This is a genomic window from Sphingobium sp., from assembly GCA_035196065.1.
GTDB lineage: Bacteria > Pseudomonadota > Alphaproteobacteria > Sphingomonadales > Sphingomonadaceae > Sphingorhabdus_B > Sphingorhabdus_B rara.
The window spans coordinates 2,038,076-2,058,897 of record CP136575.1 but is presented as its reverse complement, the minus strand read 5'-3'; the positions used below and the strand labels follow the sequence as shown (position 1 = coordinate 2,058,897).

The following is a 20,822-nucleotide window of genomic DNA, read 5'->3' as shown; positions in this document are numbered from 1 at the left end:
GTTATTCCATCTCCAGGATGATCGCATCCACAGCAAGGCTTTCCCCAGCCTTTGCATTGACGCTCTTCACCGTTCCTGCCTTTTCGGCACGCAATATGTTTTCCATCTTCATCGCCTCGACAATTGCCAGCGGCTGCCCGGCCTCGACCTTATCGCCAGCCTCGACATGGATCGCGGTGATCAGGCCAGGCATCGGGCAAATTAGATATTTGGAAAGATCGGGCGGGATCTTCTCGATCATATATTCGGCGAGCGGCGAGACATGTTCGGGCAAGCAGACGACCTTGTGGCTTGCTCCCCGGGCGGTCATTTTGAAACCCGAGCCTGATTTAGCCAGCTTGACCGCAATATTTTCGCCATCGGCCACTGCCTTTATGAGCCGTGCGCCCGGTGCATAGTCGGTATCCAGCTCCATCTTGACGCCATCTACGGTGACTTCGCCATTATGGACGAAGACGTCATGCTTCTGCTGATCGACCGACACCTGCCAGTGACGGATCGCAGGAAGAACCGTGCCCAATTGGCCATCTACATGGCGCGCGCGTTCCGAATTGCGGGTCGCGACAATGCCTGCAATTGCGCACAATTTACGCACCAGATCTTCAGAAGCAGGCGCACCAACAAAGCCTTCTGGATATTCCTCGGCAATAAAACCGGTGGTGAGTTCGCCGGAGCGGAAGCGCGGATGCTGCATGATCGCGCTGACGAAGTCGATATTGTGGCCAAGCCCCTCAATTTCGAAGCGGTCAAGCGCCTCAATCTGCCGGTCGGCGGCTTCATCACGTGTCTTGCCCCATGTGATCAGCTTTGCAATCATCGGGTCGTAGAACATCGACACTTCACCGCCATCATAGACGCCATCATCAACGCGGATACCATCAATGCCGCGACGGCCATTCTCGCTGCCATCGTCAGTCCAGCCTTCGACAGGCGGGCAATAGCGGGTAAGCCGACCGGTGGAAGGCAGGAAACCGCGATAGGGGTCTTCTGCATAAACGCGGTTTTCGATCGACCAGCCATCGATCTTGATATCATCCTGCGTGAGGGCAAGTTTCTCGCCGGCGGCCACACGGATCATCTGTTCGACAAGGTCGATGCCGGTGATCGCTTCGGTCACGGGATGCTCCACCTGCAAACGGGTGTTCATTTCAAGGAAGTAGAAGCTTTCACCGGTCGGGTCTGCGCCGGAAACGATAAGTTCAACCGTGCCGGCAGAATAATAGCCTACCGCACGAGAGAGCGCGACGCATTGTTCACCCATCGCCTTGCGCATCTTGGGCGTGACGAAAGGCGAAGGCGCTTCCTCCACTACCTTCTGGTGGCGGCGCTGGATCGAACATTCACGCTCGTTCAGGTAAAGGATATTGCCATGCTGGTCGCCCAATATCTGGATTTCGATATGACGCGGGTTGAGGATGAATTTCTCGATAAAGACGCGATCATCGCCGAATGAATTCAGGCCCTCGCGCTTCACGCTCTCGAAATTTTCGCGCACTTCCTGCTCGCTATAGGCAAGCCGCATGCCCTTGCCACCGCCGCCGGCGCTGGCCTTCATCATCACCGGATAGCCAATCTCGTTCGAGATGCGCACGGCATGTTCGGTATCTTCAATCTCGCCGACAAATCCGGGGACGACATTGACGCCCGCCGCCATCGCCAGTTTCTTGGATTCAATCTTGTCGCCCATCGCGGCAATCGCATTCACCGGCGGGCCGATAAAGGCGATGCCCTCAGCCTTCAGCGCCTCGGCAAAGCTGGTGCGTTCCGACAGGAAACCATAGCCGGGATGCACGGCCTCCGCTCCGGTCGCCTTACAGGCTTCGATGATCTTGTCGGCGATCAGATAGGACTGTGCGGCAGGCGAAGGCCCGATATGCACCGCCTCATCCGCCATGCGAACAAAGGGTGCGCGGGCATCGGCGTCCGAATAGACGGCGACGGTGGCAATACCCATGCGGCGCGCAGTCTTGATAACCCGGCAAGCGATTTCGCCACGGTTGGCGATAAGGATTTTTTTGAACATCAGCGACTCCAACGTCGTAACATAAGAAATATAAGAGCGGCGTATCCTGAAACTGCCGCAATTAACGGTAGCCAGATTGGAACGAAGCTGCGGGTAGCGCAGGTTGCGTCAGGGCCCATACCGCAGGGTCCAACGATTGTAATCAGGACGGCAAACGCGGAAAAGCTCCACCAAATAACCGATAGAACAAGCAATTTCGTAAGTTTTGCGATCACTCCGCTGCCTCCAGCGCCTTACACGCCCTAAGCGGTTCCTCTGCCTCCATAGGCACCAGCCCCAGTTTCGCCATCAATGCCGCGTCCTTGTCGTCGCCTGCATTGGCGGCGGTCAGCAACTTGTCGCCGGTGAAGATGCTGTTCGCACCCGCCATGAAGCACAAAGCCTGCGTTGCCTCGGACATTGACTCACGCCCCGCCGACAACCGCACCATGCTCATCGGCATCGTGATACGCGCCACCGCAATTGTGCGGACGAATTCGATATCGTCAATCTTCGCCAGAGGCGTGTCGGCAAGCATGTCGCCCAACACGGTGCCCTTCACCGGCACCAGCGCGTTGACCGGCACGCTTTCGGGATGGGCTGGCAAGGTCGCCAGCGTGTGGATGAAGCCCACGCGGTCGGCGCGGGTTTCGCCCATGCCGACAATGCCGCCGCTGCACACATTGATGCCAGCGCGACGCACCTCGGCCAGCGTATCGAGCCGGTCGTCCATCGTCCGCGTGGTGATGATATCATTATAGCGCTCGGGCGATGTGTCGATATTGTGGTTGTAATAATCGAGCCCCGCCTCTGCGAGCATATCCGCCTGTTTTGGCGAAAGCATGCCAAGCGTCATGCAGGTTTCCATCCCCATCGCGCGCACGCCCTTCACGATCTCGACAATCGCGGGCATATCGCGGTCCTTAGGGTTGCGCCATGCCGCACCCATGCAGAAGCGCCGCGAACCGGCGTCAGCGGCTTGTGCGGCCTTTTGAAGCACAGCCTGCACTTCCATCAGCTTGGTCGCCTCAACACCGCTATCGGCCTTCACCGACTGGCTGCAATAGCCGCAATCTTCAGGGCAGCCGCCGGTCTTGATGCTGAGCAAGGTACATAGCTGGATCTGACCCACGGCATGATGCGCGCGGTGGACGGTCGCCGCTTGAAAGACCAGCTCGTCAAACGGCAGATCAAAAAGGGCGGCGATCTCTTCGCGGGTCCAGTCGGTTCTTACGGTCAAGCATCCTCTCCCGCAGGCGGCATATTGTGCCCCAGCAACCGCAGCACATCTGCCGCGCACTCGACAACATTGCTTCCGGGGCCATAAATGCCCTGCACGCCCGCATCGCGCAGATAGTCATAATCTTGCGGCGGAATGACGCCGCCTGCGATCACCTTGATGTCGCTACGGCCTTCATTCTTCAACAATAGGATTAATTCAGGGATCAGCGTCTTGTGCCCGGCAGCCAAGCTGGACGCGCCAACAATGTCGACATTTTCGGTAAGCGCGAGAACCACGGTTTCTTCCGGTGTCTGGAACAATGGCCCGCTGACAACGTCAAAGCCCATGTCTGAAAAGGCCGATGCAATCACATTGGCACCGCGATCATGTCCGTCTTGACCCATTTTGGCGACGAGCAACTTGGGCTTGCGGCCAAGCCGGCGTTCAACGGCCGCTACACCATCAAGCACCTGCGCCCAGCGTCGGTCGAATTCATGCGCGCTGCCATAAATGCCCTTCACAGGTGTTGGCGTGGTGCCATAGCGGCCGAACGCAGCCTCCATCGCATCCGAAATCTCACCCAGCGTGGCACGGGCACGGGCGGCATCGACGGCAAGTGCGAGGAGGTTGGAGCTATCCTTTGCCCCTTCTGCCAACGCTGTGAGTGCCGCCTGGCATTTCGACGCATCCCGTTCCGCCTTCACCCGCTTGATCCGCGCAATCTGAGCATCCCGAACCGCATGGTTATCGACCTCTAGCGTCTGGAGCAGATCTTCATTTTCGAGGCGGTATTTGTTCACGCCGACGATCACATCCTCGCCCTTGTCGACACGCGCCTGCCGCGCAGCGGCGGCTTCCTCGATCATGGCCTTGGGGCGACCGGTGGCGACATAGGCGGTCATCCCGCCGGCGGCGTCGACCTCTTCGATGATTGTCCAGGCATCATCGACCAGCATCTGGGTCAGCGCCTCGACATAATAGCTACCGCCCAGCGGATCGACGACCTTGGTGATCCCGCTTTCCTCGGCGAGTACGATCTGCGTGTTACGCGCAATGCGAGCGGAGAAGTCCGTCGGTAGCGCGATCGCTTCGTCCAGCGCATTGGTGTGGAGCGACTGGGTTCCGCCCAAGGTCGCTGCCATCGCCTCCACCGTGGTGCGGATGACATTGTTATATGGGTCTTGCTCTTGCAACGACACGCCCGACGTCTGGCAATGGGTGCGCAGCATTTTGGATCGTTCGTCCTTGGCACCCAGCCCGTCCATAACCCGCCACCAGAGCGTGCGCGCCGCGCGCAGCTTGGCGACTTCCATGAAGAAGTTCATGCCAATGCCGAAGAAGAAGCTGAGGCGCCCGGCAAAGGCATCGATATCCAGCCCCGACGCCATGGCGCGTTTTGCATATTCCTTGCCGTCGGCAATGGTGAAGGCCAGTTCCTGCACCGCCGTCGCCCCGGCTTCGTGCATATGATAGCCGGAAATCGAAATGCTGTTGAATTTCGGCATGTTGGCCGAGGTATAAGCGATAATGTCCGAAACGATCCGCATCGATGGCTCGGGCGGATAGATATAGGTGTTGCGGACCATGAACTCCTTGAGGATGTCGTTCTGGATGGTGCCGTCAAGCTGCGCCTGTGACACCCCCTGCTCTTCGCCCGCGACAATGAAGAAGGCGAGGATCGGGATTACCGCGCCATTCATTGTCATCGAAACCGACATCTGGTCGAGCGGGATGCCGTCGAACAGAATTTTCATATCCTCAACGCTGTCGATAGCGACGCCTGCCTTGCCAACATCGCCAACGACGCGCGGATGGTCGCTGTCATAGCCGCGATGGGTGGCGAGATCGAAGGCAACCGACAGTCCCTTTTGCCCGGCTGCTAGGTTGCGCCGGTAAAAGGCGTTGGATTCCTCGGCAGTGGAAAAGCCCGCATATTGGCGGATTGTCCAAGAACGCCCGGCATACATGGACGCGCGCACGCCGCGGGTGAAGGGCGCAAAGCCGGGCAGTCCCGGATCGGCGCTGACATCCTCACCCGTATAGAGCGGCTTGATCGCAAAGCCTTCGGGCGTGTGGAAGGTCAGGTCCTTGCCCTTGACCTCTTTGTCTGCCGCTTTTTTCCAGTCGTCGTAGCTTGCCATCTTAACCCTCAATTCCCTCTCCCCCGGAAGGGAAAGGATCATTCAATTCAACGTCCCTTAAACTCAGCCTTGCGCTTCTGAAGGAACGCCATGCCGCCCTCGACCGCATCTTCCGAAGAACCTGCAATCCGCTGCCCTTCAGCCTCAGCGAGGAGCTGTTCGGAATAGCTGTTTTCCATGGCGACAAGGATGTTCTTACGCATCGTGGCGTAGGCAAGCGTCGGGCCATTAGCGAGACGGGTGGCCAGCGCACGGGCTTCAGCCAGCAGGTCCGCATCTTCAACGACCTTGTAGATCATGCCCCAATCAAGCGCCTTTTCCGGGCTGATTTTTTCGCCGAGCATCATCATCTCAGTCGCGCGCGCCTTGCCGACCATGCGCGGCAGCATCCAGCTTGCGCCGCCATCGGGGACGAGGCCGATGTTGACGAAGGCCTGCAGGAAATAACCGCTCTTACCCGCAATCACAAAATCGCCTGCAAGGCCGATCGAGCATCCGACACCGGCTGCTGCACCATTGATGGCGGTGATGATCGGCATATTCAGCCGGGCAAGGTTGACCATCAAGGGGTTATAATGACGAGTCAGCGCAATGTAGCTGCCCTCACCGCCTGAAATTGACCTGCCTCCGCGCGCCTGAAGGTCTGCACCGGAGCAAAAGCCCCGACCCGCGCCTGTGATGATCAGGCAGCGCGCATCACCCAAAGTTGACAGTGCGTCATTGATTTCGCCCGCCATGTCGAGGCTGCATGCATTCATCCGCTCCGGACGGTTGAGGGTGATGGTCGCAATCTTGTCGGTGACATCCACCGTTATCGTTTCGTAGGTCATCTCGTTCTCCTGTCCTCTCCAAACTGTAAGTCCCTCCCTTGGAAGGGAGGGTGAAGGATCAATGCTCCTTCGGCGTCTCCATAATCTCGGTCAAAACCCCGCCCATGTCTTTGGGATGGACGAAGAAAATCAGCGTCCCATGCGCGCCAATGCGGGGTTCGCCCAACACGCGCTTACCCAACGCCTCAAACTCAGCCTTCGCGACATGAATATCGGGCACTTCGTAACAGACATGATGCTGCCCGCCCGCAGGGTTCTTGTCGAGGAAGCCCTGGATCGAGGTGTTTCCAGGCAGCGGCTCGACCAGTTCAATCTGCGTGCCGTTGAGCGCGCCATCGGCACCCGGTGTATCAACAAAGCAGACCTTCACGCCCTGCTCGGGCAGGTCGAACGGATCATGGATCTTCGTCGCGCCCATTACATCGCGGTAAAAGACGATGCTGTCGGCAATGGAGGGCGTTGCGACGCCAATATGGTTGAGACGGCCTAGTTTCATAATGCTTTCCAAACCCATCCTATCGTTACAATTACCCCGCCGACCGCCATCGCTGCCAATAAACAAGCAAAGACTTTCATTTGAAAACTTACCCAACGGAAGGCTCTAGGGTTGTCGTTCATTACAATCGTGTTGCCGAGTCCATTATTTACGAAACCTCGTTCCGCCCAGCGGTCAGGCGCTCTCCAACTCCACAAAGCAGCGCCACCAACCAGATATGTCCATACAAAGCCAAAGAACGCCCAAAGCCATTCCATCGCCATACCTCACAACGGAATGTTGTCGTGCTTCTTCCATGGGTTCTCCAACTGCTTGTTGCGCAGTTTACGAAGCCCCAGCGCAATCCGCCGACGCGTGGAATGCGGGTAGATCACTTCGTCGATGAAACCCTTGCTCGCGGCCACGAACGGGTTGGCGAAGCGATCTTCATATTCCTTGGTCCGCTCGGCGATCTTTTCAGGGTCGCCGATGTCGGAACGGAAGATGATCTCCACCGCACCCTTTGCCCCCATCACCGCAATTTCTGCGGTCGGCCAGGCATAGTTGAGGTCACCGCGCAGATGCTTTGACGCCATCACGTCATAAGCGCCGCCATAGGCTTTGCGCGTGATCACGGTGATCTTTGGCACGGTCGCCTCGGCATAAGCAAAAAGCAGCTTCGCGCCATTTTTGATGATGCCATTATATTCCTGGCTCGTGCCCGGAAGGAAGCCGGGAACATCAACAAAAGTGATAATCGGAATTTCGAAGGCATCGCAGAAGCGCACAAAGCGGCCGGCTTTTTTGGAGCTGTTGATATCAAGAACGCCCGCGAGCACGAGCGGTTGGTTGGCAACAATACCCACTGTGCGCCCTTCGATCCGGCCAAAACCGATCACGATGTTCGCAGCATAATTGGGCTGCAGTTCAAAGAAATCGCCCTCATCAACGACCTTGGAAATCAGCTCCTTGATGTCATAGGGTTGGGTCGCGCTGGCCGGGATCAACGTGTCGAGGCTTGGCTCTTCACGGTTCCACGGGTCCATTGTCGGCCGCTCGGGAACGCCGCTGCGGTTGTTTTCGGGCAAAAGGTCAAAGAAATCGCGCACCGCAAGCAGTGCCTCGATATCGTTTTCAAACGCATTGTCGGCAACGCCCGATTTGCTGGTGTGCGTGACTGCGCCGCCCAACTCTTCCTGCGTCACCACCTCATTGGTCACCGTTTTCACCACGTCAGGGCCGGTGACGAACATGTAACTGCTATCCTTCACCATGAAGATGAAGTCGGTCATCGCAGGTGAATAGACTGCACCGCCCGCACAAGGGCCCATGATCACGCTGATCTGCGGGACCACGCCCGATGCCAGCGCATTGCGCTGAAACACCTCGGCATAGCCGCCAAGGCTCGCCACGCCTTCCTGAATGCGGGCACCGCCGCTGTCGTTCAGGCCGATCACCGGCGCGCCAACCTTCATCGCCATGTCCATCACCTTGCACATTTTCTGCGCAAAGCGTTCGGACAATGAACCGCCAAAAACGGTGAAATCCTGGCTGAAGACATAGACGAGGCGACCGTTGATCGTGCCGCTGCCGGTGACCACGCCATCGCCGGGAAACTTGGTCGCTTCCATGCCGAAATCGGTGCAGTTATGTTCGACATACATGTCGATCTCTTCAAAGCTGCCTTCATCAAGCAGGATCGACAGCCGTTCCCGCGCAGTAAGGCGGCCTTTGGCGTGCTGCGCATCGATGCGTTTCTGTCCGCCGCCCAACAAGGCCTGAGCGCGACGTTTTTCCAATTCGGCGATATTTGCGGACATTCTTACCCCACATCGTCTGTGACTGACGTTTCGAAAGCGCATTTCATCACCGCTGTCCAATGTGAATTTGCAAAGTTGCAAACTCTCATTTTGCAAAACTGCTCCCGCAATGCTAAACGCAGTCACACACGCTCAGTTCCAAAGGAGAGGCGACATGGCAAAGCGGCGCTTATTTGCCGGCGAGAAGCTAAAGGCTCTGCGCGCCGCACATGGCCTGCGCCAATCCGAAATGGCAGAGCGGCTGGGCATTTCTGTCTCCTATCTCTCGCAGATCGAACATGACGACAGGCCACTTACCCCTGCCCTTTTGGACATATTGGCGCGGCATTTTCCGCTCGACTGGAATGTCGATGAGGATGATAGCTCCACCCGTCGCTTTGCCGCTTTACGTGAAGCGGCGGCGGATCCACTGTTCAGCCAACCCCTGTCCGCAGATCAACTCACCCGCATCGCTGAACAGCAACCGGCATTGGCTGACCAGTTTGTCGCACTACACCAGGCCTATGTGCAGGCCGGTCAGCGCCTGCAGATTGTGGACGAGGCGCTATCCAGCGAAAATGCCGGCGGATCGCGCCTGCCATGGGAAGAGGTGCGCGACTGGTTCCATAATGCCGGCAATTATGTTGATCCGCTTGATCGGGCAGCCGAAGCATTAGGAGACAGACTGCGCGGCGCACAACTCACGCCCGCCATTGAGGGGCTGGAACTCTATCTCCGCAACGCCCTCTCCATCTCATTGCTCTATTCGCACAATTCAGGCTTGCGCGATTTCGATCCACAAATGGGACATCTTGTGATCGACCAGAGCCAACCTGCCGAAAGCCGCCGCTTTCAACTGGCGCACCAACTCGCCGCGATTGCGCTTCGCGAGGAAATTAGCGCCGTGGTGGAGGCTGCACGGCTACGCAGCCCGGCATCGCGCCAATTGCTTTCGGTCGGCCTTGCCAATTATGCGGCTGGAGCAATCCTGATGCCCTATGCGCGCTTTCGTGAAGAGGCGCGGATGATGCGCCACGATATTGACCGGCTTTGTCAGGCCTTTGGCGTCAGTTTCGAACAGGCCTGCCATCGGCTATCGACATTGCAACGCCCCAATGCCCGGGGCGTCCCCTTTTTCTTTTGCCGGGTCGACATGGCCGGCAACATCACCAAGCGCCATTCGGCAACCCGCCTGCAATTTGCCCGTTTCGGTGGCGCTTGCCCTTTATGGATCGTGCATGAAGCCGTCGCGATACCCGACCGCATCCTCGTCCAGCTGGCGGAAACGCCGGATGGCGTGCGCTATGTCTCAATGGCCAAGGGGTTGGTGAAACCATCAGGCAGCTATGAACGTGCACCGCGCCGCTACGCCGTCGCTTTGGGGTGCGAAATCGACCATGCGCGCGAATTTATCTATGCCGACGGACTTGACCTTACTGGACGCAACGCAACGCGCATCGGCGTCAGTTGCCGGCTTTGCCCGCGCCCTGATTGCGATCAACGCGCCTTTCCGCCCAGCGACCGTGACATCATCGTCGATCCTGACCGGCGAAGCGTGGTGCCTTACCGCATAGCCTAAGCCTATTTCATCAATACCAGTTCTTCGGCCATGCTGGGATGGAGCGCTACGGTATCGTCAAAATCCTGCTTGGTCAGACCGGCCTTAACCGCAATCGCGGCAGCCTGCAGGATTTCGGCGCTATCGGGTCCGATCAAGTGCAACCCGATCACTTTGTCCGTCGCACCATCGACAATCATCTTGTAGAGCGCACGTTCATTGCGCCCAGCGAGGACATTTTTCATTGCCCGGAAATCGCTTTTATACACCTTGACGTCGGACAGCGTTGCACGCGCTTCTTCTTCGGTCAGGCCCACCCCGGCGATGGGCGGGTTGGAAAAGACGGCTGTCGGGATGGCGGAATAATCGATCGTGCGCGGATTGTTGCCAAAAACACTATCGGCAAAGGCATGGCCTTCGCGGATCGCCACCGGCGTCAATTGAACGCGGTTGGTGACGTCGCCGACGGCATGGATGCTTGGTACATTGGTGGCGTTGTGGGCGTCAACGATCACCGCCCCATCAGCATCAAGCGCGACGCCCGCAGCCTCCAGCCCCAGATCCTTGGTTTTCGGCACGCGTCCGATGGCAAAAAGCAACAAATCGGTTTCAACATCGTCGCCATTGCCGCTTTCGATGAGCAATGATCCATCGGCCTGCTTGCGCACAGCGGGGCATTTGAAATCGAAACGGATGTCTATGCCCTTGCCACGGCTGATCCCGACAAGTTTTTCGACAATTTCCTGATCATAGCTGCGCAGCATCTTGTCGCCGCGCGTCACCAGCGTCACTTCGACACCCAATTCGTGAAAGATGCCCGCAAATTCATTGGCGATATAGCCGGCACCAGCAATAACCGCGCGTTTCGGCAGATTTTCGAGGTGGAAGACCTCATTCGAGGTAATCCCATATTCGGCGCCCGGTATCGCAGGGATTGCCGGCCAGGCACCGGTTGCGATCAATATATGCTTCGCGCTGATTTCACGGCCATCGGCAAGGCGAACAAGATTTGGCGCGGCGACCGTTGCCCGCTGGAGGAATATCTCCACCTTGTTATTGCCAAGTGTTTGTCCGTACAGCCCTTCGAGCCGATCAACCTCGGCGGCAACATTGTCGCGCAATGTCGGCCAGTCGAATGTGGCGCCGGTCGTATCCCAACCAAAACGGCGGGCATCCGCCAGATCCTCTGCAAAATGCGAACCATAAACCAGCAGTTTTTTGGGAACGCAGCCGCGGATGACGCAGGTTCCGCCGACGCGATACTCTTCCGCCACGGCAACCCGCGCACCATGGCTGGCGGCGATACGCGACGCACGGACGCCACCTGATCCGGCACCGACGACGAAAAGGTCAAAGTCATAGTTCATCGCTTGAGCATCCTAAGCTGGTTACAGACCTGCAGCCGCAATCAACGCGCTTGTCGAGGCATCAAAGCCTGCAGGTCCGTTCTGTGCGATGCCCTTGGCGATTTCCTTGCCCAATTCAACGCCAAACTGATCAAAGGGGTTGATGCCAAGCAGCACGGCGTTGGCAAAGGTGCGATGTTCGTAAAATGCAATCAGCGCACCGACAATCGATGGCGTGACGTCATCAATCAGGATGGTCGTTGATGGCCGGTCACCCGGATAGGACCGCGCGCCGTCATCGCTGGCACGGCCCTGCATCAAGGCGGCGCCTTGCGCAAAGCAATTGATCAGCAGCGCTTCATGATGGCCCGGATCAAAATCATGCCCGGGCGTCTTGCTCGCCAGAAATTCAACCGGGATGAGGTGCGTTCCTTGATGCAGCAATTGGAACACCGCATGTTGCGCATCTGTACCCACCCCGCCCCAACTGACGGGCGCGCTGGGCCGCCCGAGCGGCGCGCCATCGGCGGTCACGGACTTTCCGTTGGATTCCATTTCCAACTGCTGAAGATAATCGGGAAGGAGCCGCAGCCTCTCGTCATAGGCAAAAATTGCCCGTGTCTGGCAACCACGTGCTTGTGCATAATGCAGATCGGCAAAGGCTGCGAGCACGGGCGCATTGCGATCGAGGGGCGCGGTGCGGAAATGCCGGTCCATCTCGGCCGCACCTTCGAGCAGCTCCTCAAACGCCGCCCAGCCCAGCGCTGCAGCAACCGGAAAGCCGATCGAGCACCACAGCGAATAACGGCCACCCACGCTCTCGGCAAAGGGCAGGATGCGGCTTTCATCAACACCCCATTCGATCGCTTTGTCGGGCGCCGCAGTCAGAGCCACGACCTGACCATAAGGATCTTCCACTCCGCCATCGCGCAGCCATTCCAGCGCACTTTCCGCATTCATCAAGGTTTCGGTGGTTGTGAAGGTCTTGGACGCGATGGCGATCAGCGTCGCTTTCGGGTCCATGCCGCGTACCGCCTCTGCCAGCGCCGAAGCATCGACATTGGAGACAACTTTGGTATCGAAACGCAGACCATCACGGCCCAGCGCGTCGATGAGCAATTTCGGACCCAGAGCCGACCCGCCAATGCCGATATGCAGGATATGGCGAATGTCGCCAAACGCTCCGGCTTCGATCACATCAATCAGGCCGCGCATCCGGGCCTGCAAAGCCCTTGCCTGGGCAACACTCTCTGCTGCTCCATTTCCGCGCTCTGCGGTGTGCTCAGCAGATCTGCCCTCAGTAACATTGACCACAGCACCCGAAAAAAGTCGGTCACGCGCACCATCGAGGTCAACGACCGACGCAAGCTCTGCAAAGGCAGAAATCATTGCCGGATGGAGATGGGTCTTGGCGAAATCGAAATGCAGTCCAGATTGCTCGATCGTCATCCGTTCGACACGACCGTCATCCTCTTCAAACAGTATTTGAAGGGGCTTTACGGCTACGCCATCAATGGCGGCCCAATTAGCAGCAGTCATATATGTTCCTTGGATCGGAGAATCTCGGCACTGGTCATTAGCGTGGTCGGCCATTAGAAGGCCAGTGCTGGAAGGCACCAGCCTTATGAAATCGAATGCCGGGGCATTAGCATTGACTAACGAAACATCCAATCATGCCGGCGACGCTGGCCGCAACAGCGCCGCAGAATGGCGTGAATATGGGCTATTCCTGCTAAAACTTGCCGCTTTGGTGCTTCTTTTCCGCAGCTTTGTCTTTGCTCCGTTCAGTATCCCGTCGGAATCGATGCAGCCCCGATTGTTAATCGGTGACTATCTTGTCGTCTCCAAATGGCCCTATGGCATTTCCCGCTACAGCTTTCCATTATCGCCCGATCTGTTCGAGGGCCGGATTTTCGGACGACTGCCGGATCGCGGCGATGTTGTTGTGGTGCGTGCCCCGGGGGGCAAGAATGTCGACTATATCAAGCGGGTGATTGGACTGCCCGGTGACGTTATCCAAATGCGCGCTGGCCGACTTGAGATTAATGGCAAGGCGGTGAAGAAACAGCCGGTGGCCAACTTTGTTACGCCGGTGACGCAGGGAATGCGTAATGCAGCGGAATTGGAAGGTACGCCCTTCCCTTGCTGGAAACCGCAATATGAAGAGCCTGCCAAAAATGGCGGTTCGCAATGCCGATACCCGCAGTTTCGCGAGACATTGCCCGAAGGCAAATCAATCCTCACACTTGATATCGAACCGTATCAGCGCGGCGATGATACCGACCCGATCATGGTCCCCGAAGGCCAGCTTCTGCTGATGGGCGACAACCGTGATCGCAGTGCCGACAGTCGCTATCCCGCAGACGGCGTGTGGATCGGGCTCGTTCCGGTCGATAATTTAATCGGTCGTGCACAATGGATCGTCTTTTCAACCGACGGTTCGGCCCGTTGGCTGCTTCCCTGGACATGGTTCTCGGCTGCGCGCTGGGAACGTATCGGGATGAAGCTTTGACCATGGATGATTTTACACGCTGGCTTTCCGATACGATCGGCGCACAGCCCGGCGATAGCAGTCTTTACGAGCGCGCATTGACGCACGGAAGCACCGGAGAGGCACATTACCAGCGGCTGGAATTTTTGGGCGACCGGGTTCTCGGCTTGATCGTGGCATCAATGCTCTATGCCCGCTTTCCTGATGAGCCCGAAGGCCGGCTTTCGCACCGTTTCAACAATCTTGTTTCGGGCAGCGCCTGCGCAGATGTCGCACGCGCAATTGGCCTGCAAACGCATATGCGGCTGGGGAAACAGGCCCGCGATGATGGTGCGCGCGAAAGCGATTATGTCCTGGGCGACATGGCCGAGGCGCTGATTGGCGCCATTTACATTGATCTGGGCATCGATCAGGCGCGCAGTTTCATCGAACGCAACTGGCGTCCGCTGCTCGAATCGGCCAAAGCCGCCCCGAAACATCCCAAGTCCGCACTGCAAGAATGGTGCGCGGCCAATAATCGCAAGGTGCCTGTGTACGAAGTGACTGCAAAAGAAGGACCCCCGCACGCCATGCGGTTTGAAGTAACGGTAAGCGTGAAGGGATTTGCACCTGTGGCTGCAACGGCCAATAGCAAGCAAACCGCCGAAACCGCCGCAGCGAAAGCCTTTCTGGAGAAAAACGCATGAGCCAGCGTTGCGGCCATGTCGCCATATTGGGTGCCCCCAATGCGGGCAAATCGACGCTTACCAACGCGCTGGTTGGCCAGAAGGTCGCCATTGTCAGCCCCAAGGCGCAAACGACCCGCACAAGGCTCATGGGCATTGCCCTTGAAGGCGATGCGCAGATCATCCTTGTCGACACGCCCGGCATTTTTGCGCCCAACCGACGGCTCGACCGCGCCATGGTTGCGGCCGCATGGGAAGGCGCGTCGGATGCCGACCTGATCCTGATGGTCGTGGACGGGCGCGGCGGTGCAGGGCCGAAGGTCGAAAAAATCCTTGAAGGCCTTGTCCATCGTCCGGAGAGGAAATGGCTGGTTCTGAACAAGGTCGACATTGCGGCGAAGGAAAAGCTTCTCGCCTTGACCGAAAAATTGCTTGGCATGTGCCCGTTTGAGCAGGTCTATTATGTTAGCGCAGCGACGTCAGACGGCCTTGCCGAATTGAAGACCGCGATTTCAGGCGTGATGCCCGAGGGGCAATGGCATTTCCCCGAAGATCAGGTGTCCGACGCCTCCGAACGCTTGGCCGCAGCCGAAATCACGCGCGAGCAGCTCTATCTGCAGTTGCATGACGAATTGCCCTATGCCAGCACGGTCGAAACCGAAAAATATTCGGAACGCGCAGACGGTAGCGTCGAAATCTACCAGCAAATCTTTGTCGAACGCGAAAGTCAGCGTGCCATCGTTCTTGGCAAGGGCGGCAGCCGGATTAAAGCCATAGGCGCCGCTGCGCGCAAGGAAATCTCTGAACTTATGGGTGTCACCGTTCACCTTTACTTGCACATCAAGGTCAAGGCAGGGTGGGACGAAGATCGCGGTGTTTACCGCGATATGGGGCTCGACTGGGTGGATTGATTTGCCGCCGCCCGGCATCGAAACCGGGCGGCCGCAAAATTGTTCATGGGCAAAGCGTAGGCCCTAAGGTGCCCCGATCTCAGCAGGCCTGACGCCTTAGTCTGCCTTTTTCTTGGCTGCCGGCTTTTTCGCCGCAGCTTTTTTAGGTGCCGCCTTTTTGGGTGCAGCTTTCTTTTTCGCTTTGCCCTTGGCCGGCCCTTTTGCAGCCCGCTCGTCGATCAACTGCGCCGCTTCTTCAAGCGTCAGCGCATCGGCCGTCACTGTCTTGGGCAAGGTTGCGTTCGTCGTACCATCGGTAACATAATTGCCGTAGCGGCCTTCCATCACCTTAATCTCGGCATCGGTTCGCGGATGTTTGCCTAGCACCTTCAACGGCTCACGCGATGCGCCGCCGCGTGCACGGCCTGCTCCAGAGGCAGCCTCTGCCAGCTTAACCACCGCAGCATTCATCCCCGTTTCAAAAACATCGGCGGTCGACTGCAGCCGGGCATATTTGCCTTGATGCGCGAGATAGGGCCCATAGCGACCGATGCTGGACGTCACGGGCTCCCCGCTTTCAGGATGCATCCCGATAGTGCGCGGCAATGACAAAAGCTTCACCGCCCATTCCAGCCCGAAATCCTCAGCCGGAATATCCTTGGGGATGGAGGCGCGCGCCGCTTCCTTGCCCTCACCCATTTCGACATAAGGGCCAAATCGTCCCGATTTTCTGCTGACTTCAAGCCCGGTTTCTGGATGCGTGCCGAGCACTTCCGGGCCATCTGACGTCATGCCGTCGGCGCCGCCGGGCTGGGCAAATTTGCGTGTGAACTTGCATTCCGGATAATCCGAACAGGCAACAAAAGCGCCAAAACGGCCGCCACGTAGCGCCAACTTGCCCTTGCCGCATTTGGGGCAAAGCCGCGGATCGCTTCCATCCTCGCGCTCGGGAAAGAGATAGGGCGCGAGGAACTTGTCCAACTCGGCCGTAATGTCAGACGGCTTCTGCTCCATGACCTCTGCGGTCTTGGGTTTGAAATCGCGCCAGAATGCCTCAAGCACACGCTGCCAATTGGCATCGCCGGCACTGATTTCATCAAGCTGGTCTTCCAGACCTGCGGTAAAATCATAGGCGACATAGCGGTCGAAGAAACGTTCCAGAAACGCTGTTAATAACCGCCCCGATTCCTCTGCAAAGAAACGATTTTTTTCCACTCGAACATAAGCGCGGTCTTTCAGGACCTGAATGGTGGATGCGTAGGTCGACGGGCGGCCAATTCCCAATTCCTCAAGCCGTTTGACAAGGCTTGCCTCTGAATAACGGGGCGGTGGCTGGGTGAAATGCTGCGCCTTTTCAACGGCCTTTTTGGCAGGCACATCGCCCTTGTCCATCGCGGGGAGGAGCGCGCCATTTTCATCGTCACGGTCGTCCATGCCCTCTTCGTAAAGCGCCAGAAATCCGGGAAATTTCACGACTTGCCCAGTCGCACGCAGGCCCAACTTGCCCGTGCCGTCAGACAGATCGACAGTGGTCCGCTCCATCCGTGCCGAGGCCATCTGGCTGGCCAAGGCCCGCTTGTAGATCAAATCATAAAGCCGCGCATGATCGCCAGACCCCACCTTGTCGCGATTAAAATCGGTCGGGCGGATCGCTTCATGCGCTTCCTGGGCATTTTTCGCCTTTGTCTGGTAAACCCTTGGCTTGTCGGGAAGATATCCGGCGTCATAGCGGTTTGCGATCGCACCGCGCGCCGCGGAAATGGCACTGCCGTCCATCTGCACACCATCGGTACGCATATAGGTGATAGCGCCATCCTCGTAGAGATTCTGAGCAATGCGCATCGTGTGGCTCGCCGAAAAACCCAGCTTGCGGGCGGCCTCCTGCTGTAGCGTCGAGGTGGTGAAGGGCGGCTGGGGATTGCGCGTTACCGGCTTGGTCTCGACACTTTCAACCGAGAAATGCCCCGCCTCTACAGCCAAACGCGCGGCCTCTGCCTCGCCTTCCTTGCCTAACGCCATCTTGTCGAGCTTTTCGCCCTGATAACGGATGAGGCGGGCTTCAAAGCCCTGCCCCTTATGTTCCATCTGCGCAGTAACTGACCAATATTCCTGCGCACGGAATGCCTCGATCTCGCGCTCCCGCTCGACGATCAGCCGCAGCGCGACAGACTGCACGCGACCGGCGGATTTTGCACCGGGCAGCTTGCGCCAAAGAACCGGTGAAAGCGTGAAACCGACGAGATAATCCAGCGCACGGCGCGCGCGATAAGCGTCGATCAGATCATGGTCGAGCTCGCGCGGATTGGCCATGGCCTCGGTGACGGCCGCCTTGGTGATCGCGTTAAAGGTTACGCGCGCGACATTTTTGGGAAGCGCCTTCTTGTTTTGCAGCACGTCCTGAACATGCCAGCTTATCGCTTCGCCCTCACGGTCAGGGTCGGTTGCAAGGATCAAGCTGTCGGCCTTCTTCGCCTCGTCGGCAATCGCCTTCAACTGCCTGGCCTTGTCGGGGTAATTATCCCAGATCATCGCAAAGCCGTTGTCCGGATCGACAGAACCGTCCTTGGGCGGCAGATCGCGCACATGGCCATAGGAAGCGAGGACCTTGTATCCGCTACCCAGATATTTCTCGATGGTCTTCGCTTTGGCGGGTGATTCGACAACAACTAACTTCATGGATTTTTTGTTCTTTTCTTGGCTCTCACGTACACGCGATGATGGCGGGGCCCTTCTGGCTGCGTCAAGCGGGTAAAAATTACCCTGTCAAACGCACCCTTGCCCCCGCGCCACGTTCAAGCCTTCCGGCCAGTTCATATTCGAGCAGCACCATCTGCACCTGGGCTGTCGGAAGGCCGGACATGCGCACCAGATCATCAACGCTTGCGAAATTGGGTCCGAGCAGTTCGTAAACCGCCCTGCGTTCGGCATCGCCGGCATCGCTCACAAAGTCGAACTGGGGTGATGCCATGGGCGCGGGCTGCACCCGATGATCGAGCGGCGCGATCAATTCTGCAATTTCCGAAGCGTCTTGCACCAGCGTTGCGCCCTCGCGGATCAATTGATTGCAACCGCGCGAGCGGGGATCAAGCGGGGAACCCGGTATAGCCATGACTTCGCGCCCCGCCTCTCCGGCAAGCCGGGCGGTAATCAGCGAACCCGATTTGGGAACAGCCTCGACCACCACCGTGCCGGCGGACAGCCCCGCGATAATCCGGTTGCGATAGGGGAAATGGCGGGCACGCGGCTCCGTGCCGGGCGGCATTTCGGCGATCAGCAATCCTTCGGCTGCTACCCGTTCCTGCAATTCCGAATGTTCGGGCGGATAGACAAAGTCGATCCCGCCCGCGATCACGCCGATCGTACCGGTGGCTAGCGCGCCGCGATGCGCGGCGGCGTCAATGCCCCGCGCAAGACCGGAAACAACCACGATGGCATTTTGGCCAAGCCCCTGCGCGATCGTCTGCGCCATGCGGCAACCCGCTGCAGATGCGTTTCGCGCACCGACCATGGCGACCGACCGGCGTTGCAACAGGGCGGAATCACCGCGCAGGGTTATCACGGGGGGCGCATTATCCAGTTCGGCAAGCAGGCCGGGATAGCCCTCATCATCGACAAACAGATGGCGTGCGCCAAGCCGCGCGACACGTTCAATCTCCGCCTCGATGGCTGCCCCCGGCGCGATGGTAAAACGGCGGCCACCGCTGCGTTGGACCAGTTCGGGCAATGCGTCGAGCGCCTTCGCCGCAGAACCGAAGCGGGAGATCAACTGACGATAGCCGACGGGCCCAATCTGCGCGGTGCGGATCAGCCGCAGCCTTGCAAAGATATCGCCTTCGGCCATCCGCCGCGCCGCCTTACTTCTTTCCGATTCTGGGTTCGGTGCCAGCCATCAACCGCTGGATATTCTCGCGATGCTTCCAGAACACGATCAGGCTGCATGCCACCAGCAGGATCACCAAATGGGTCTGCCCTAGGAATGCGGCGGCGATGGGAGCAACGGCGGCTGCGACCAGTCCGCCCAAGGAGGATATCCGCGATGCAAGCAGCACTCCGATCCAGCACACGCCATAAATCAGCCCCAACGGCCAGTTCAGCCCGAACAAAATGCCCGCATAGGTAGCAACGCCCTTCCCGCCTTTGAAACCCAACCATATCGGGTAAAGATGCCCGAAAAAGGCGGCACCTGCGGCAATGACTTCAAGCCCCGGGAAAAAATGCGCGGCAAGCAATACGGCGACCGTACCTTTCAGCAGATCGAGTAGCAGTGTCGCGGCGGCCAGCCCTTTGCGGCCGGTCCGTAACACATTGGTCGCACCGATATTGCCCGAACCGACTTCGCGGATGTCGCCTGCACCGCCAAAACGCGCAAGCAACAAACCGAAGGGGATGGAGCCCAGAAGATAACCCAGCGCCAAGGCTGTCCCCGTTTCAATCCAGACTGATGGCATGTTCGACTCCCTGTTGTTGGCAACTGGTTATCGCTTATGCGTGATGCACTCAAGGCCGGTTGCCTCACACCGGTCGCGGGTCTATTCCGCCCTGCGATGGACAATTGCGACGCCCCCATCCTGATTTTTGATTCCGGCATTGGCGGCTTATCCGTTCTTGCAAAAATCCGCGCTGCCCTGCCGACCGCGCCGATTGTCTATTCCGCCGACTATGCAGGGCTGCCTTACGGCCAGAAAAGCGAGATGGAGGTGGCAACGCGGGTCTGTGCCTTTTTGGGCCGGTTATCCGAACGGTATCGTCCACGTCTGATCGTGATTGCCTGCAACACGGCATCGACCATCGCGCTTTCCCATGCTCGGGCAGTCTTGGGTGTCCCTGTCGTCGGCACAGTGCCTGCAATCAAGCCAGCGGCCGAACAGAGCCGTACCGGCGTGATCGGGTTGCTCGGCACCAGCGCCACGATAAGGCAGGCCTATGTCGACCGGCTGGAATCCGAATTTGCGCAGGGCAAGACGCTTCTTCGCCATGCCGCACCCGATCTGGTTGAAGCGGCAGAGGCAAAATTACGTGGCGAAACACCCGATCCCGCCATATTTGATCGAGCGATAGAAGGGCTGGCCAGCCAAGCGGGCGGAGAGCGCATGGACCGCATTGTGTTGGGCTGCACCCATTTCCCGCTCGTCGCAGATGAACTGCACCGCGCGGCAATGGCCCAAGGTTTGACGCCGGATCTGGAACTGGTCGATGGCTCTGACGGCATCGCGCGGCGCGTCGTCCACCTTCTAAATGGCCAGACATTTTCCGCAAATGCGGCCGCAGGATTGTTTGTCACCACCGGTAATTTGATCCAGCTCAAACCCTATGGCCCGCAACTGCTGCAATACAATGTTGCGAATATTGCATCTCTCTGATCGAAAAATGCGAATCGTTCGCGCTGGATTTCCAATCTTTCCG

17 protein-coding genes are annotated in these 20,822 nt (G+C 58.2%); 5 read left to right on the top strand and 12 right to left on the bottom strand.

Annotated elements, in window-relative coordinates; translation table 11 throughout:
- Nucleotide 1: 1 nt before the first annotated feature.
- The 7 genes from RSE16_09855 to RSE16_09825 all read right to left on the bottom strand — a co-directional run bounded on the left by RSE16_09855 (nucleotide 2) and on the right by RSE16_09825 (nucleotide 8,490).
- Nucleotides 2-2,023, bottom strand: a complete 2,022-nt coding sequence (locus RSE16_09855) for an acetyl/propionyl/methylcrotonyl-CoA carboxylase subunit alpha (protein WRH75016.1) — start codon at nucleotides 2,021-2,023, stop codon at nucleotides 2-4.
- A gap of 211 nt (nucleotides 2,024-2,234) precedes the next feature.
- Nucleotides 2,235-3,242 (bottom strand): biotin synthase BioB, encoded by a 1,008-nt coding sequence (gene bioB, locus RSE16_09850; GenBank protein ID WRH75015.1) that lies wholly within the window; start codon nucleotides 3,240-3,242, stop codon nucleotides 2,235-2,237.
- Complete coding sequence (gene scpA / locus RSE16_09845; protein WRH75014.1) at nucleotides 3,239-5,365, bottom strand: methylmalonyl-CoA mutase; 2,127 nt, start codon at nucleotides 5,363-5,365, stop codon at nucleotides 3,239-3,241. The genes bioB and scpA overlap by 4 nt, the downstream gene beginning before the upstream one ends.
- A gap of 47 nt (nucleotides 5,366-5,412) precedes the next feature.
- Entirely contained in the window at nucleotides 5,413-6,195 is a 783-nt protein-coding gene (locus RSE16_09840; GenBank protein ID WRH75013.1) for an enoyl-CoA hydratase-related protein, read from the bottom strand.
- Nucleotides 6,196-6,253: 58 nt separating this feature from the next.
- Nucleotides 6,254-6,691 carry a methylmalonyl-CoA epimerase gene (gene mce / locus RSE16_09835; protein WRH75012.1) on the bottom strand — a complete coding sequence of 146 codons (438 nt, stop codon included), beginning with the start codon at nucleotides 6,689-6,691 and terminating at the stop codon, nucleotides 6,254-6,256.
- On the bottom strand, nucleotides 6,688-6,948 hold the full coding sequence (locus tag RSE16_09830; protein WRH75011.1) for a hypothetical protein: 261 nt from the start codon (nucleotides 6,946-6,948) through the stop codon (nucleotides 6,688-6,690). The genes mce and RSE16_09830 overlap by 4 nt, the downstream gene beginning before the upstream one ends.
- Nucleotides 6,949-6,957: 9 nt before the next feature.
- Nucleotides 6,958-8,490 carry an acyl-CoA carboxylase subunit beta gene (locus RSE16_09825; protein ID WRH75010.1) on the bottom strand — a complete coding sequence of 511 codons (1,533 nt, stop codon included), beginning with the start codon at nucleotides 8,488-8,490 and terminating at the stop codon, nucleotides 6,958-6,960.
- A 154-nt stretch (nucleotides 8,491-8,644) separates the two neighbouring features.
- Here RSE16_09825 and RSE16_09820 point away from each other — a divergent pair, with 154 nt between their 5' ends.
- A complete protein-coding gene (locus RSE16_09820; protein ID WRH75009.1) occupies nucleotides 8,645-10,048 on the top strand; it encodes a short-chain fatty acyl-CoA regulator family protein in 1,404 nt (467 codons plus the stop codon).
- A 2-nt stretch (nucleotides 10,049-10,050) separates the two neighbouring features.
- Here RSE16_09820 and gorA read toward each other — a convergent pair whose 3' ends face one another.
- Both gorA and pgi read right to left on the bottom strand, forming a co-directional pair.
- Nucleotides 10,051-11,394, bottom strand: a complete 1,344-nt coding sequence (gene gorA / locus RSE16_09815) for a glutathione-disulfide reductase (GenBank protein WRH75008.1) — start codon at nucleotides 11,392-11,394, stop codon at nucleotides 10,051-10,053.
- Nucleotides 11,395-11,415: 21 nt separating this feature from the next.
- Nucleotides 11,416-12,912, bottom strand: a complete 1,497-nt coding sequence (gene pgi / locus RSE16_09810) for a glucose-6-phosphate isomerase (protein WRH75007.1) — start codon at nucleotides 12,910-12,912, stop codon at nucleotides 11,416-11,418.
- A gap of 112 nt (nucleotides 12,913-13,024) precedes the next feature.
- Between pgi and lepB the strand changes: the two genes are divergently transcribed.
- Genes lepB through era form a run of 3 tightly spaced genes read left to right on the top strand, consistent with a single transcriptional unit; the run spans nucleotide 13,025 to nucleotide 15,440 of the window.
- Nucleotides 13,025-13,885 carry a signal peptidase I gene (gene lepB / locus RSE16_09805; GenBank protein ID WRH75006.1) on the top strand — a complete coding sequence of 287 codons (861 nt, stop codon included), beginning with the start codon at nucleotides 13,025-13,027 and terminating at the stop codon, nucleotides 13,883-13,885.
- Between the two features lie 2 nt (nucleotides 13,886-13,887).
- Nucleotides 13,888-14,550: a ribonuclease III gene (rnc, locus tag RSE16_09800; GenBank protein WRH75005.1), complete on the top strand. Its 663-nt coding sequence runs from the start codon at nucleotides 13,888-13,890 to the stop codon at nucleotides 14,548-14,550.
- Nucleotides 14,547-15,440 (top strand): GTPase Era, encoded by an 894-nt coding sequence (era, locus tag RSE16_09795; GenBank protein WRH75004.1) that lies wholly within the window; start codon nucleotides 14,547-14,549, stop codon nucleotides 15,438-15,440. Before rnc ends, era begins: the two co-directional genes overlap by 4 nt.
- 96 nt (nucleotides 15,441-15,536) lie before the next feature.
- Here the strand turns inward: era and topA are convergent, their stop codons facing one another.
- The 3 genes from topA to plsY form a co-directional block, all read right to left on the bottom strand.
- Nucleotides 15,537-18,095 carry a type I DNA topoisomerase gene (gene topA / locus RSE16_09790; GenBank protein WRH75003.1) on the bottom strand — a complete coding sequence of 853 codons (2,559 nt, stop codon included), beginning with the start codon at nucleotides 18,093-18,095 and terminating at the stop codon, nucleotides 15,537-15,539.
- Between the two features lie 79 nt (nucleotides 18,096-18,174).
- Entirely contained in the window at nucleotides 18,175-19,260 is a 1,086-nt protein-coding gene (dprA, locus tag RSE16_09785; protein WRH75002.1) for a DNA-processing protein DprA, read from the bottom strand.
- 13 nt (nucleotides 19,261-19,273) lie between these two features.
- Entirely contained in the window at nucleotides 19,274-19,867 is a 594-nt protein-coding gene (plsY, locus tag RSE16_09780; GenBank protein WRH75001.1) for a glycerol-3-phosphate 1-O-acyltransferase PlsY, read from the bottom strand.
- A gap of 96 nt (nucleotides 19,868-19,963) precedes the next feature.
- On the opposite strand from plsY, the gene murI reads away from it, so the two are divergent.
- Entirely contained in the window at nucleotides 19,964-20,779 is an 816-nt protein-coding gene (gene murI / locus RSE16_09775) for a glutamate racemase (protein ID WRH77340.1), read from the top strand.
- Nucleotides 20,780-20,822 lie beyond the last annotated feature (43 nt).

Coding starts and splice junctions, on each gene's coding strand:
- RSE16_09855 (WRH75016.1), bottom strand. CDS start 2,023: ATGTTCAAAAAAATCCTTATCGCCAACCGTGGCGAAATCGCTTGCCGG.
- scpA (WRH75014.1), bottom strand. CDS start 5,365: ATGGCAAGCTACGACGACTGGAAAAAAGCGGCAGACAAAGAGGTCAAG.
- RSE16_09840 (WRH75013.1), bottom strand. CDS start 6,195: ATGACCTACGAAACGATAACGGTGGATGTCACCGACAAGATTGCGACC.
- mce (WRH75012.1), bottom strand. CDS start 6,691: ATGAAACTAGGCCGTCTCAACCATATTGGCGTCGCAACGCCCTCCATT.
- RSE16_09830 (WRH75011.1), bottom strand. CDS start 6,948: ATGGAATGGCTTTGGGCGTTCTTTGGCTTTGTATGGACATATCTGGTT.
- RSE16_09825 (WRH75010.1), bottom strand. CDS start 8,490: ATGTCCGCAAATATCGCCGAATTGGAAAAACGTCGCGCTCAGGCCTTG.
- RSE16_09820 (WRH75009.1), top strand. CDS start 8,645: ATGGCAAAGCGGCGCTTATTTGCCGGCGAGAAGCTAAAGGCTCTGCGC.
- gorA (WRH75008.1), bottom strand. CDS start 11,394: ATGAACTATGACTTTGACCTTTTCGTCGTCGGTGCCGGATCAGGTGGC.
- pgi (WRH75007.1), bottom strand. CDS start 12,912: ATGACTGCTGCTAATTGGGCCGCCATTGATGGCGTAGCCGTAAAGCCC.
- rnc (WRH75005.1), top strand. CDS start 13,888: ATGGATGATTTTACACGCTGGCTTTCCGATACGATCGGCGCACAGCCC.
- era (WRH75004.1), top strand. CDS start 14,547: ATGAGCCAGCGTTGCGGCCATGTCGCCATATTGGGTGCCCCCAATGCG.
- topA (WRH75003.1), bottom strand. CDS start 18,095: ATGAAGTTAGTTGTTGTCGAATCACCCGCCAAAGCGAAGACCATCGAG.
- dprA (WRH75002.1), bottom strand. CDS start 19,260: ATGGCCGAAGGCGATATCTTTGCAAGGCTGCGGCTGATCCGCACCGCG.
- plsY (WRH75001.1), bottom strand. CDS start 19,867: ATGCCATCAGTCTGGATTGAAACGGGGACAGCCTTGGCGCTGGGTTAT.
- murI (WRH77340.1), top strand. CDS start 19,964: ATGGACAATTGCGACGCCCCCATCCTGATTTTTGATTCCGGCATTGGC.